General features: G+C 67.7%; 5 protein-coding genes, 1 tRNA gene and 2 rRNA genes. 7 read left to right on the top strand and 1 reads right to left on the bottom strand.

The genetic code is table 11. From position 1 onward, the window contains the following. The 3 genes from ACFRMN_RS30360 to ACFRMN_RS30350 form a co-directional block, all read left to right on the top strand. Positions 1-212 (top strand): 23S ribosomal RNA (locus tag ACFRMN_RS30360); the annotation flags it as partial. 81 nt (positions 213-293) lie between these two features. After that, positions 294-410 (top strand): 5S ribosomal RNA (gene rrf / locus ACFRMN_RS30355). Positions 411-552: 142 nt separating this feature from the next. Next, positions 553-625 (top strand) — tRNA-Thr (locus tag ACFRMN_RS30350). A 52-nt stretch (positions 626-677) separates the two neighbouring features. On the opposite strand, the gene ACFRMN_RS30345 is transcribed toward ACFRMN_RS30350, so the two are convergent. Continuing rightward, positions 678-3,329, bottom strand: a complete 2,652-nt coding sequence (locus ACFRMN_RS30345) for a SpoIIE family protein phosphatase (RefSeq protein ID WP_383025367.1) — start codon at positions 3,327-3,329, stop codon at positions 678-680. A 269-nt stretch (positions 3,330-3,598) separates the two neighbouring features. Here ACFRMN_RS30345 and ACFRMN_RS30340 point away from each other — a divergent pair, with 269 nt between their 5' ends. The 4 genes from ACFRMN_RS30340 to ACFRMN_RS30325 all read left to right on the top strand — a co-directional run bounded on the left by ACFRMN_RS30340 (position 3,599) and on the right by ACFRMN_RS30325 (position 14,146). Then, the gene (locus tag ACFRMN_RS30340; protein ID WP_383025364.1) at positions 3,599-9,139 is read left to right on the top strand and encodes a HAMP domain-containing protein; all 5,541 of its coding nucleotides are present in this window, start codon (positions 3,599-3,601) and stop codon (positions 9,137-9,139) included. A gap of 277 nt (positions 9,140-9,416) precedes the next feature. Then, positions 9,417-10,085: a two-component system response regulator gene (locus ACFRMN_RS30335; RefSeq protein WP_383025361.1), complete on the top strand. Its 669-nt coding sequence runs from the start codon at positions 9,417-9,419 to the stop codon at positions 10,083-10,085. A gap of 102 nt (positions 10,086-10,187) precedes the next feature. Beyond that, entirely contained in the window at positions 10,188-13,034 is a 2,847-nt protein-coding gene (locus ACFRMN_RS30330; RefSeq protein WP_383025358.1) for a DNA translocase FtsK, read from the top strand. A 338-nt stretch (positions 13,035-13,372) separates the two neighbouring features. Further along, positions 13,373-14,146, top strand: coding sequence for a helix-turn-helix domain-containing protein (locus tag ACFRMN_RS30325; protein WP_383025383.1), 774 nt, complete (start codon positions 13,373-13,375; stop codon positions 14,144-14,146). The last annotated feature ends 2 nt before the right edge of the window (positions 14,147-14,148 follow it).

Raw genomic sequence — 14,148 nt, 5'->3', positions numbered from 1 at the left:
TGCCAGTTGTTCTGCCAAGGGCATGGCTGGTTGGCTACGTTCGGAAAGGATAACCGCTGAAAGCATCTAAGCGGGAAGCCTGCTTCGAGATGAGGACTCCCACCTCCTTGAGGGGTTAAGGCTCCCAGTAGACGACTGGGTTGATAGGCCGGATATGGAAGCCAGGTGACTGGTGGAGTTGACCGGTACTAATAGGCCGAGGGCTTGTCCTCAGTTGCTCGCGTCCACTGTGTTAGTTCTGAAGTAACGAACGGCCGTGTTGTCATCCAGCTGTTTCGATATCTTCATAGTGTTTCGGTGGTCATTGCGTGAGGGAAACGCCCGGTTACATTCCGAACCCGGAAGCTAAGCCTCACAGCGCCGATGGTACTGCAGGGGGGACCCTGTGGGAGAGTAGGACGCCGCCGAACAATTATTGTGGGAATGCCCCGCACCTTCTGGTGCGGGGCATTTCTGCGTTCCCCTCCCGTGTTCCCCACGTTCCACCCCCGTTTCCCTTCGGAACGGTGCTGTGCACGTCTGATCATCGTGTATGCTTTATCTCGTTGCTCCGCCCCAATAGCTCAGTCGGTAGAGCGTCTCCATGGTAAGGAGAAGGTCTACGGTTCGATTCCGTATTGGGGCTCAGAAGTAAGAGAAAGGCCCCCGCCACTCGGCGGGGGCCTTTCGCGTATGTGTCAGCTGTTGTGGGGCTCCGGGACGCGCATCGCCAGGATGGCCATGTCGTCGGAGGCCGGCTCGGCGGCGAAGCGCTCCACCGCGCGCAGTACGCGGGAGGCGACCGCGCCGGCCGTCAGGCCCGTACAGGTCGTCAGTACATCGGCCAGGCCGTCGTCGCCCAGCATGCGTGTGCCCTCCCTGCGTTCCGTGACGCCGTCGGTGACACACAGGAGGACGTCTCCGGGGTCGAGCGTGACCATCTGCTCGTACAGCTCCAGGTCCTCCATGACACCCAGCAACGGCTGCGGTTCCGCGGCGGGTTCGACCGTTCCGTCCTGGCGCAGACGCAAGGGGAGCGGATGGCCGGCGCACACCACCTTGAGGACAGCGCTGCCGTCCTCCTGGGGCCACAACTCGCCGTAGAGCAGCGTGAGGAAGCGGCTGCGGGCGCCCTCGTCGAGGATCGCCGCGTTCAGCCGCTCAAGGACGGCGGGGCCGCCGAAGCCCTCGCGAGCCAGCAGACGCAGGGCGTGCCGGGCCAGGCCGGTGACGGCCGCGGCTTCCGGGCCCGTACCGCAGACGTCTCCGATGGCGAAGCCATAGGCGCCGTCCCGGATGGGGAACAGGTCGTAGAAGTCGCCGCCCACCTCGTTGCCTTCGCCCGCCGCGCGGTAGATGACCTCCACCTCGACGCCGGGGACCTGGGGCAGTCCCGGCGGCAGCAGGCTGCGCTGGAGAGCCTGGCTGATGGCCGTACGCTCCGAGTAGAGACGGGCGTTGTCGAGGGCGAGGGCCGCTCGGCGGGAGAGGTCTTCGGCGAGTTCCAGGATCTCCTGACGGAAGTGGTCGTCCGAGGGCTTGCCGAGGGTCAGCATGCCGATGACGCGGTTACGGGCGACCAGCGGTAGCACGACGGTCTCGCCGCCGACCGCCGCCGCCGTCGCCAGCGTTGTGCCGATGCCGGAGGAGACCGGGCTCGAACCCCTGCCCAACTGCCGCATGGAGGTGCGCAGGGCGGCCTGATGGGCGGCGTCAGCCGGGGCGGTCCAGATGCGGGCGCCCGGCGCGGGGACCGGATCCGGTGGGTCAATCTTGGAGAGCAGGGCCTTGAGGCCGTCGATGCGGTCCTCGTCCTCGTGCAGCACGTAGGAGAGGTACGGGTCCGACGACTGGTCGGCGATCGTGTAGACGGCGCACCAGGTGGCCAGGGTGGGCACGGTCATCTGTGCCATCAGGGCCAGCGTCTGATCGCGGTCCAGTGTGCCGGCGAGCAGATCGGAGGCCTCGACGAGGAAGGAGAGTGAGCCGCGGCGCAGGCGTTCGAGTTCGCCGAGACGGGCCGATTCGACGGCCAGGGCGATACGGTCCGCGGCGAACTGGAGGCGCAGCGCCTCCTCGTTGGAGTAGCGGGCCGCTCCCTCGGCGGCGACGCCCAGGGAGCCGGTGAGTCTGCCCTCGACCTTGAGCGGGACGGTCACGACGGAGCGCATGCCGGTGTCGTTGAGCAGCGGGACGGCTCCGGGGACGGCCGTGAGGTCGTCGTGGACAGCGGGCATGCGGGCGGAGCTGTAACGGCCCGTGCCGGCCTCCACGGGGACGCGGGCGAAGCGCTGGCGGGCCGAGGGAAGGCCGGTGGAGGCCCGTACCTCCAACTCCGTCTCGTCGTCCGTGGCGAGAAGGAGGAACGCCGAATCGCCGTCGAGCATGTCGCGGGCGCGCTCCACCGTGCGCTGGAGGAGTCCGTCGAGATCGTCGGGGGCGGGGGAGCCGATGAAGACCTCGAAGGGGTCCGTGCTCCGGCTCTCGGAGCCCGTGTCGGTCACGGGGGTGCGCAATGGGGTCTGGATGACGGCGCGTTCGTCGTCGCGTACGAGAAGGCAGACCGTGGACGGCTCGCCGTGGGTGTCGCGCACCCGCAGGTGGGAGGCGTAGACGGGGATGACCCGGCCGTCGGCGCCGCGGATGCCGTAACTGCCCTCCCAGCGGGAGAGTTGGAGTGCCTCGACGATACCCGTGCCGATACCGGGGGTGTGCGGCCAGGCGGCGATGTCCGTGAGGGGCTTGCCGGTGACCTGTTCGGCGGCGTACCCGAACAGGTGCTCCGCGTCCTCGTTCCAGTTGACGACGGTGCCGCCGCGGTCGATCTGGACGACGGCCACCCGTACGCGTTCGTCGGCGACGGGGAGCAGGCTGGTGGGGAGGACGGGGCCGGCCGAGCGGGTGCCCACCTGACGCTGGGGCAGGTCGAGCTGGAACCACACCTGCTTGTACGTCGGGGTGTACTCGACGCCCCAGCGTGAGGCGAGGGCGGCGCAGAGCAGCAGTCCCCGGCCGTTCTCGCGGTCCGGGCTGCCGAACGACTGGCCGGTGCCCTGAATGGGGACCTCGCGCTCGGGGTAACGGTCGGCGACCTCGACCCGGACGCCGTCTTCTGTCCGGAGGCAGAGCACATCGGCGGAGGTGCCGGCGTGGATCACCGCATTGGTGACGAGTTCACTGGTGAGGACGACGGCGTCATCGACGACATCGGAGTAACCCCATCCCTGGAGGGTGTCACGGACAAAGGCGCGGGCAGTCGCGACGGATCGCCCGACAGGGTCGAAGCTGGCAGCCGCCCGCGCGGTGATCACAGAACTCCTCGTACGCGTTTCGACGCCCGGCTCCGCCATGATCGGCCCCGCCCCTCCTCGCGCCCGGTGGTAGTACCTTCGCCACACCGTCCCCGCCGGGCGGACCGGGACGGTTGGACAGCCGGATGCCAGGTTACTTAACTTCGCTGTCCGAGCGGATGCCGGTCACCGCTGTTTCCACCCTGCGGGGGCGGGGACGCTATGCGAAGCTGCCGAACTGTTATGGCCTGGTTCGGCCATGGTGAAACACTGGGCAGGCTTGCGGAGACAGCTCGGGCAGTACGGTCAACCCCTGCGGGAGGGACACGGTGGAGTCTGGCACGGCGGCGCGTGGCAATGGCACGCGCGCGAAAGGCGGACGGTCCCGAAGCAATGGGACCATCGAGGTGGACGCGGCGGAGCTGAACAGACTGCTGACGGCCTTGGTGGCGATGCGGGACGGCAACTTCCGTAAGCGCCTTACCGTCTCCGGTGACGATGTGATGGCGGAGATCGCCGCCGTCTTCAATGAGGTCGCCGACCGTAATCTCCATCTCACGGGCGAGCTGGCCCGTGTACGGCGCATGGTCGGGCGTGAGGGAAAGCTCACGGAGCGGCTGGAGACCGGGGCCTGCGAGGGCTCCTGGGCTGCCGCGATCGACGCGTCGAACGCGCTGGTGGACGATCTGGCGCGGCCAGTCTCCGAGGTGGGCCGGGTCCTCTCCGCGGTCGCCGAGGGCGATCTGGAGCAGCGTATGGAGCTGCGTTCGCACTCTTCCGAGGGCGCGGAGCGGCCGTTGCGGGGCGAGTTCCTGAAGGTGGCCCGTACGGTCAACAATCTGGTCGACCAGCTCTCGGCGTTCACCGATGAGGTGACGCGGGTGGCGCTGGAGGTCGGTACCGAGGGCAAGCTCGGCGGTCAGGCCAAAGTGCGAGGTATGTCCGGATCGTGGAAGGACCTCACGGATTCGGTCAACACGATGGCGTATCGATTGACCGCTCAGGTACGTGACATTGCTCTCGTCACGACGGCGGTCGCCAAGGGTGATCTGTCGCGCAAGGTCACGGTTCATGTGGCCGGCGAGATGCTCCAGCTGAAGAACACCGTCAACACCATGGTCGACCAGTTGTCGTCCTTCTCCTCCGAGGTCACGCGCGTGGCCAGGGAAGTGGGCACGGAGGGCGAGCTGGGGGGCCAGGCGACCGTGCCCGGGGTGGCCGGGGTGTGGAAGGACCTCACCGATTCGGTGAACACGATGGCCGGCAACCTGACCAACCAGGTGCGGGGCATCGCGGAGGTCACCACGGCCGTCGCCAATGGCGATCTGTCGCAGAAGGTCACCGTGAGCGCGCGCGGCGAGGTGGCTCAGCTCGCCGAGACGATCAACCAGATGACGGAGACGCTCCGTACCTTCGCGGACGAAGTGACCCGGGTGGCGAGCGAGGTCGGCGCCGAGGGGCTGCTCGGCGGCCAGGCGCAGGTGCCCGGCGCGGCCGGGACCTGGAAGGACCTGACGGACTCGGTCAACAGCGTCTTCCGCAATCTGACCTCTCAGGTGCGGGACATCTCGCAGGTGACGACGGCGGTCGCGAACGGCGATCTGTCGCAGAAGGTCACCGTCGATGTGGCGGGCGAGATGCTGGAGCTCAAGAACGCCGTCAACACGATGGTGGGTCAGCTGCAGTCGTTCGGTTCCGAGGTCACCCGGGTCGCCCGGGAGGTCGGCGTCGAGGGCCGGCTCGGCGGCCAGGCCGAGGTGCCGGGCGCGGCCGGTACGTGGAAGGACCTCACCGATTCGGTGAACACGGCCTTCCGTAACCTGACCGGCCAGGTGCGGGACATCGCGCAGGTGACCACGGCCGTCGCCAATGGTGATCTGACCCAGAAGGTCACGGTCGATGTGGCCGGCGAGATGCTGGAGCTCAAGAACACTGTCAACACGATGGTGGCGCAGCTGTCCTCGTTCGCCGACCAGGTCACGGTCATGGCGCGGGACGTGGGTACGGAGGGCCGGCTCGGCGGCCAGGCGCGGGTGGACGGCGTCAGCGGTACGTGGAAGGAGCTCACCGACTCCGTCAACTCCATGGCCGGGAACCTCACCGATCAGGTGCGCCAGATCGCGCAGGTGACCACGGCCGTGGCGCGCGGCGATCTGTCGCAGAAGATCGATGTGGACGCCCGGGGCGAGATCCTGGAGCTGAAGAACACGATCAACACCATGGTCGACCAGCTCTCGGCCTTCGCGGACCAGGTGACCAGGGTCGCGCGTGAGGTCGGTACGGACGGCCGGCTGGGCGGTCAGGCGCAGGTGCCCGGCGTCGCCGGTGTCTGGCGGGATCTGACCGACTCCGTGAACGGCATGGCCGGGAACCTCACGGCGCAGGTCAGGAATATCGCGGGCGTCGCCACGGCGGTGGCGCGCGGCGACCTGTCGCAGAAGATCGACGTGGACGCGCGCGGCGAGATCCTGGAGCTGAAGAACACCCTCAACACGATGGTGGACCAGCTGTCCAACTTCGCCGAGCAGGTCACCAGGGTGGCCCGTGAAGTGGGCACCGAGGGCATCCTCGGCGGCCAGGCCGAGGTCCAGGGCGTCTCCGGCACCTGGAAGGACCTCACCCAGTCCGTCAACTTCATGGCGAACAACCTGACGTCGCAGGTCCGCAATATCGCGGAGGTCACCACGGCGGTCGCCAAGGGCGATCTGTCGAAGAAGATCACCGTCGATGCCAGGGGCGAGATCCTCGATCTGGTCACGACCGTCAACACGATGGTCGACCAACTGCTGAACTTCGCCGACGAAGTGACCCGCGTCGCCCGTGAGGTGGGTACGGAAGGCATCCTCGGCGGGCAGGCCAGGGTCCGGGGTGTCACCGGAATCTGGAAGGACCTCAGCGACAACGTCAACACCATGGCCAACAACCTCACCAGTCAGGTGCGCAATATCTCGCGGGTCTCCTCCGCGGTCGCCAATGGTGATCTGACGAAGAAGGTGACGGTCGAGGCGCGCGGCGAGGTCGCCGAACTCGCCGACACCGTCAACACGATGGTGACGACGCTGTCCTCCTTCGCGGACGAGGTCACGCGCGTCGCCCGCGAGGTGGGTACCGAGGGCGAACTGGGCGGCCAGGCCAGGGTTCCGGGCGTGTCGGGTACGTGGAAGGACCTCACCGAGTCCGTGAACTCGATGGCGTCCAATCTGACCGGTCAGGTGCGCCAGATCGCGACGGTCACCACCGCCATCGCCAAGGGCGATCTCACCAAGAAGATCGACATCGATGCCCGCGGTGAGATCCTGGAGTTGAAGAACACCATCAATACGATGGTCGACCAGCTCTCCTCGTTCGCCGATCAGGTGACCCGCGTGGCCCGCGAGGTGGGTACGGACGGGCAGCTGGGCGGCCAGGCCCGGGTGCGGGACGTCGACGGCACCTGGCGCGACCTCACCGAATCGGTGAACGAGATGGCCGGCAACCTGACTCGTCAGGTGCGGGCGATCGCCGCCGTCGCCACCGCGGTGACCCGCGGCGATCTCAACCTGAAGATCGATGTGGACGCGGCGGGCGAGATCCAGGTCCTCCAGGACAACATCAATACGATGATCGCCAATCTGCGTGACACCACCCTCGCCAATGAGGAACAGGACTGGCTCAAGGGCAACCTCGCCCGTATCTCCGGTCTGATGCAGGGCCGCCGCGATCTCGACGATGTGGCCTCGCTGATCATGAGCGAGCTGACACCGGTCGTCTCGGCGCAGCACGGCGCGTTCTTCCTGGCGATGCAGACCGGCACGGTGCCGCAGGTCGGCACGGACACCGGCAAGGACGCCTCGTACGAGCTGTGCATGCGCGGCAGTTACGGCTACTCGGCGGGGTCGATGCCGACGTCCTTCCGGCCGGGCGAGACGCTCATCGGGACGGCCGCCGAGGAGAAGCGCACCATCCAGGTCAATGTGCCGCCGGGCTATCTGAAGATCTCGTCCGGGCTCGGGGAGGCCGCGCCCGCGCATGTGATCGTGCTGCCGGTGCTCTTCGAGGGGAAGGTCCTCGGTGTGATCGAGCTGGCGTCGTTCCAGCCGTTCACCCATATCCAGCGGGACTTCCTCAACCAGATCGCCGAGATGATCGCGACGAGCGTCAACACCATCAGCGTCAACTCCAAGACGGAGGTTTTGCTGAAGCAGTCGCAAGAGCTGACCGAGCAGCTGCGGGAGCGCTCCGCGGAGCTGGAGAACCGGCAGAAGGCCCTCCAGGAGTCCAACGCGGAGCTGGAGGAGAAGGCCGAATTGCTGGCGCAGCAGAACCGCGACATCGAGGTGAAGAACACCGAGATCGAAGAGGCCAGGCAGGTGCTTGAGGAGCGGGCCGAACAGCTCGCCGTCTCGATGCGCTACAAGTCGGAGTTCCTGGCGAACATGTCGCACGAGCTGCGTACGCCGCTCAACTCGCTGCTCATCCTCGCCAAGCTGCTCGCGGACAACGCCGAGTCGAACCTCTCGCCGAAGCAGGTGGAGTTCGCGGAGACGATCCATGGCGCGGGTTCGGATCTGCTCCAGCTGATCAACGACATCCTCGATCTGTCGAAGGTCGAGGCGGGCAAGATGGACGTCAGCCCGACCCGTATCGCGCTGGTCCAGCTGGTCGACTATGTGGAGGCGACCTTCCGGCCGCTCACGGCGGAGAAGGGGCTCGACTTCTCCGTACGGGTCTCGCCCGAGCTGCCCGCGACGCTGCACACGGACGAACAGCGGCTGCTCCAGGTGCTGCGCAATCTGCTGTCCAACGCGGTGAAGTTCACCGACAGTGGCGCCGTGGAGCTGGTGATCCGGCCGGCCGGTACGGATGTGCCGGACGCCATCAGGGAGCAGCTGCTTGAGGCGGGTTCGCTGCGGGACGCGGACGGCGATCTGATCGCGTTCTCGGTCACCGACACCGGGATCGGGATCGCGGCGAGCAAGATGCGTGTCATCTTCGAGGCGTTCAAGCAGGCGGACGGTACGACCAGCCGGAAGTACGGCGGCACGGGTCTCGGACTGTCCATCAGCCGGGAGATCGCCCGGCTGCTCGGCGGTGAGATCCACGCGGCGAGCGAGCCGGGGCGTGGCTCGACCTTCACGCTCTATCTGCCGCTCCACCCCAGCGAGCTGCCCCCGCAGGGTTATCCGCAGCTGACGCCCGCGGGGATGCAGCAGCTGACCTCCGCGGGCCTCCATCCGCAGGGACGTCAGACGGACGACGGCACAGAGGTGTCGGGACAGGCACAGGGGCAGCTGGAGGCATCCTCCGCGCCCGCGGAACTGCCCGGTCCGGCCGCCCTGTTCCGGCGTCGCCGCAAGAGCGCGGGTGCCGGGAAGCAGGGCTCCCAGCCGCAGGGCGGGGCTCCGGGCACGTCGGACGGCCCGGCGGTCGGGCCGCGCGGGCTGGAGTCCTGGAGCTCGGGTGTGGCCGCCGCGGGCCGTCAGGAGGCGCCGCGGGAGAGCCGTACTTTCTCGTTCGACAACGAGAAGGTGCTGATCGTCGATGACGACATCCGCAATGTCTTCGCCCTCACCAGCGTGCTGGAGCAGCACGGACTGTCGGTGCTGTACGCGGAGAACGGCCGTGAGGGCATCGAAGTCCTGGAGCAGCACGACGATGTGACAGTCGTTCTGATGGACATCATGATGCCGGAGATGGACGGATACGCGACGACGACGGCCATCCGCAGGATGCCGCAGTTCGCCGGGCTGCCGATCATCGCGCTCACCGCGAAGGCGATGAAGGGCGACCGGGAGAAGGCCATTGACTCCGGCGCGTCCGACTATGTCACCAAGCCGGTCGACCCTGATCATCTGCTGTCGGTGATGGAGCAGTGGATGCGCGACAAGTGATCGGCGGGTGCACGAATCAGTGTGATGTGCTGAAGGAATATGCCCGATGGCGTGTGAGGCGCCGTGGTTCGGGGAACCTTCTGGTCTCGCGCCGCGTTTCCGCTTCGAGCACAGTGACATAACGGTGACAGGGTGTGGCGACAGGCGGGGTGCGGCTACGATGACCGGCACAAGGACGGACGGCGTAAGGGAGCCGTCCCCTGGGGCGGCGCCCGGTGTTTCGCCGAGCTCCGCGAGCAGGGGGCGCCCCATGCCGGGGCGAGGAGGGCGGGCGGCCATGGTGCAGAAGGCCAAGATCCTCCTGGTCGATGACCGGCCGGAGAATCTGCTGGCGCTGGAGGCGATCCTCTCCGCGCTCGATCAGACGCTGGTGCGGGCATCGTCAGGGGAGGAAGCGCTCAAAGCGCTGCTGACGGACGACTTCGCGGTCATTCTGCTGGATGTCCAGATGCCGGGGATGGACGGTTTCGAGACCGCCGCGCACATCAAGCGGCGGGAGCGTACGCGCGATATCCCGATCATCTTCCTGACGGCCATCAACCATGGCCCGCATCACACCTTCCGTGGGTACGCGGCGGGTGCGGTGGACTACATCTCGAAGCCGTTCGACCCCTGGGTGCTGCGCGCCAAGGTCTCGGTCTTCGTCGAGCTGTACATGAAGAACTGCCAGCTCAAGGAACAGGCCGAACTGCTGAGACTTCAGCTGGCCGGGGCGGGCGAGGTCAGAGAGCCTGCCGGGCTGCTGGCCGAACTGTCCGCGCGGCTCGCGGCAGTTGAGGAACAGGCCGAGGCGCTCTCCAAACAGCTGGACGACGATTCGGCGGACCCCTCCGCCGTGGCCACCGCCGCCCATCTGGAGCGCAAACTCACCGGACTGCGGCGGGCGCTCGACGCGCTGGAGCCGGGGACGGGCAGCGGTTCGCCGCCGCTTCCCTCGCCGAACTGACCGAGCGGCCACGTCAGTTTCCCGCCGAGGCGCGGGCGACACGAACGGGTGAAGCGGTGGGCACACGTGTCCCCGGCCGTTCACACCGGTAACCTCACCACCATGGCCTCACGTACGTCCGGCAAGGGTTCCCAGGGCACGGCGGGCACCGCAAAGCCGCGGGCCGGCCGTACGACCGGTGCCGCGAAGGCGGCGCCCGCCAAGAAGACCGCGGCGAAGAAGACCGCGCCCAAGAAGGCACCGGTCAAGAAGGCTCCCGCGAAGAAGGCTGCCGCCAAGCCGGCACCCAAACCCGCACCGAGCCCGACCGGCGGTGTGTACCGGCTCGTCCGCGCCGTCTGGCTCGGAGCGGCGCACGGCGTCGGCGCGATGTTCCGCGGCATAGGGCGCGGAGCGAAAGGGCTCGATCCGGCCCATCGCAAGGACGGGCTGGCCCTGTTGCTGCTCGGCCTCGCCCTCATCGTCGCGGCGGGCACCTGGTCGAATCTGCGCGGGCCGGTGGGCGACCTGGTCGAAATGCTCGTCACCGGAGCCTTCGGCCGGCTCGATCTGCTGGTGCCGATACTGCTGGGCGCCATCGCCGTACGGCTGATCCTCTACCCCGAGAAGCCCGAGGCCAACGGACGGATCGTCATCGGACTCTCGGCGCTCGTGATCGGCGTGCTCGGGCTGGTCCATGTCGCCTGCGGCGCCCCGGGGCGAGACGCGGGCACGGAAGCGATACAGGACGCCGGCGGGCTGATCGGCTGGGCCGCCTCCACACCACTGATCTTCACCACGGGCGAGGTCCTTGCCGTACCGCTGCTTCTGCTGCTCACCCTTTTCGGTCTGCTGGTCGTCACCGCCACCCCCGTCGCCGCCATCCCGCAGCGGCTGCGGCTGCTCGGCACCAAGCTCGGGATCATTCGGCCCGACCATGAGCAGGAGCGGTTCGACGACGAGCGGTTCGACGACGAGGAACGGTACGACGACGACGCACGGTACGACGAGCAGTGGCGCGCGGCGCTGCCCTCCGGTGGACGCCGTCCGTCCGCGCGCCGCGGCGGGGGCCCCGCGGAGTACGACCCCGACCGGGCCGAGGTGGAGGCGCTTTCCAAGCGGCGCCGGCCGCGCAGGGCCTCCGTACAGCCGTCCATGGACCGCCCCATGGACGCCGTGGATGTGGCCGCGGCCGCCGCGGCGGCGCTGGACGGTGCCGTCCTCAACGGAATGCCGCCCTCGCCGATCGTCGCGGACCTCACCCAGAGCGTTTCCGTGGACCGTGGCCGGAAGGCGGGGCAGCGGCCCGGAGAGCGGCAGGTGCCCCTGGAAGAGCCGGTCGAGGACGCGGCAGAGCGCTCCGTACCCCTGCCAACGGCGCGCGAGGCCGAGCGGCCTCCCGCGGCCGGCGCCGGTGTCGCGGATCTGACCAAGGCGCCGCCCGCGCGGGACAAGCCGCTGCCGCCGCGCGCCGAACAGCTCCAGCTCCGCGGGGACATCACCTACTCGCTGCCCTCACTCGATCTGCTGGAGCGCGGCGGCCCCGGCAAGACGCGCAGCGCCGCCAACGACGCCGTCGTCGCCTCGCTCAGCAATGTCTTCATGGAGTTCAAGGTCGACGCGGCCGTCACCGGCTTCACCCGGGGCCCGACGGTCACGCGGTACGAGGTGGAGCTGGGCCCGGCCGTGAAGGTCGAGCGGATCACCGCCCTCACCAAGAACATCGCGTACGCCGTGGCCAGCCCCGACGTACGGATCATCTCCCCGATCCCCGGCAAGTCCGCGGTCGGCATCGAGATCCCGAACACCGACCGCGAGATGGTCAACCTCGGTGACGTTCTGCGGCTCGCGGACGCGGCCGAGGACGACCATCCGATGCTGGTCGCGCTCGGCAAGGACGTCGAGGGCGGCTATGTGATGGCCAACCTCGCGAAGATGCCGCACGTACTGGTCGCGGGCGCGACCGGCTCCGGAAAGTCGTCCTGTATCAATTGCCTGATCACGTCGGTGATGGTCCGGGCGACCCCGGAGGACGTCCGGATGGTCCTTGTCGACCCCAAGCGGGTCGAGCTGACCGCGTACGAGGGCATCCCGCATCTGATCACGCCGATCATCACCAACCCCAAGCGGGCGGCCGAGGCGCTTCAGTGGGTCGTACGGGAGATGGATCTGCGCTACGACGACCTCGCGGCGTACGGGTACCGCCATATCGATGATTTCAACAAGGCCGTGCGCGACGGCAAGGCCATGGCTCCGGAGGGCAGCGAGCGCGAGCTGTCGCCGTATCCGTATCTGCTGGTGATCGTGGACGAGCTGGCGGACCTGATGATGGTCGCGCCGCGTGACGTCGAGGACTCGATCGTCCGTATCACCCAGTTGGCCCGCGCCGCCGGAATCCATCTGGTGCTGGCCACCCAGCGTCCTTCGGTCGATGTCGTCACCGGTCTGATCAAGGCGAACGTGCCCTCGCGGCTGGCGTTCGCGACGTCCTCCCTGGCGGACAGCCGGGTCATCCTCGACCAGCCGGGCGCGGAGAAGCTGATCGGCAAGGGCGACGGCCTCTTCCTTCCGATGGGAGCGAACAAGCCGACCCGTATGCAGGGCGCCTTCGTCACCGAGGATGAGGTCGCGGCGATCGTCCAGCACTGCAAGGATCAGATGGCACCCGTCTTCCGGGACGATGTCGTGGTCGGGACGGCGAAGAAGAAAGAGATCGACGAGGACATCGGCGACGATCTCGACCTTCTCTGCCAGGCCGCCGAACTGGTGGTCTCCACACAATTCGGTTCGACCTCGATGCTTCAGCGAAAGCTGCGGGTCGGCTTCGCGAAGGCCGGCCGGCTGATGGACCTGATGGAATCGAGGAACATCGTCGGCCCGAGCGAAGGCTCCAAGGCCCGTGACGTCCTGGTCAAGGCCGACGAACTCGATGGAGTGCTCGCGGTGATCCGCGGGGAGTCTCCAGCGTAGGGAAACGGATTCCCGAGGCAATCCGAGGGCAACCGTTTCCCGTGCGCATACGTCAAGTTGGAGAGAGGAAGAGCGTCTTGTTCCTCCACTGCGCCGTCCGGCCATTCTGATGGCGTACAAACTGCATCCGCCCGGTTGCCCCACCCTTTCGTACCACCCATAGACTGAACGTCCAGCAGGTGGCTACACGCTCGAAAGGCGCCCTCGTGTCCATCGGCAAATCCCCCGACGGCAAGTCCCCAGATTCCCCAGACGGCAACGTTCCCGACGATCAAATCGACGGCCAGGCCAAGGACCACGTCCCCGGCGACGCCGATTCCGACACCAACTCCCCCCCGGTGGACCGGCCTTCGATCGGCCAGGTGCTGCTGCGGGCCCGTATCGCCGCGGATCTGACGGTCGACGAGGTCAGCGGCTCCACGCGGGTGCGCATCCCCATCGTGCACGCGATCGAGGAGGACGACTTCTCGCGCTGCGGCGGCGATGTCTACGCCCGTGGGCACATCCGTATGATCGCTCGCGCGGTGGGGCTCGATCCCGTGCCGCTGGTCGAGCAGTTCGACTCCGAGCACGGCGGGCGGCCGGTGCCCACGCCCGCGGCGCCGCTGTTCGAGGCCGAGCGGATCCGGCCGGAGCGCCGCCGTCCCAACTGGACCGCGGCCATGGTCGCCGCGATCGTGGCGGTGGTCGGCTTCGTCGGCTTCACGGCGTTCGGCGACGGAAACGACGGCGCGAAGACCAAGAAGGTCGCCGAGGGCGCGAAGCCCGCGAAGAGCACCAAACCGAGTCCCACGAAGTCGGCCGACCCCAAACCCGAGCCGTCGGACAGCGCCATCGCCGCCGCTCCGCTCGACAAGGTCACGGTGAAGCTGTCGGCCATAGACGACAAGAGCTGGGTCTCGGCCAAATCGTCCAATGGCAAGCTGCTGTTCGACGGAACGCTGCGGAAGGGCGATTCCAAGACCTTCCAGGACGACGAGCAGATCGATCTGATCCTCGGAAACGCGGGTGCGATCGAGCTCTTCGTGAACGGCAAGAAGGTCGAGGACGAGTTCGAGCCGGGCCAGGTTGAGCGACTCTCGTACACCCAGGGCGACCCCGAGGCCGGCTGAGC

Origin of the sequence: Streptomyces sp. NPDC056835, assembly GCF_042789485.1 — a bacterium.
In the GTDB taxonomy this organism is placed as follows: Bacteria; Actinomycetota; Actinomycetes; order Streptomycetales; family Streptomycetaceae; genus Streptomyces.
Note: the sequence above shows the minus strand (reverse complement) of the source record. Positions and strands in the feature narration are given on the sequence as shown.

Excerpts from the sequence above, each read along its gene's own strand:
- ACFRMN_RS30330 (WP_383025358.1), top strand. The coding sequence starts at position 10,188 with ATGGCCTCACGTACGTCCGGCAAGGGTTCCCAGGGCACGGCGGGCACC.
- ACFRMN_RS30335 (WP_383025361.1), top strand. The coding sequence starts at position 9,417 with ATGGTGCAGAAGGCCAAGATCCTCCTGGTCGATGACCGGCCGGAGAAT.
- ACFRMN_RS30345 (WP_383025367.1), bottom strand. The coding sequence starts at position 3,329 with ATGGCGGAGCCGGGCGTCGAAACGCGTACGAGGAGTTCTGTGATCACC.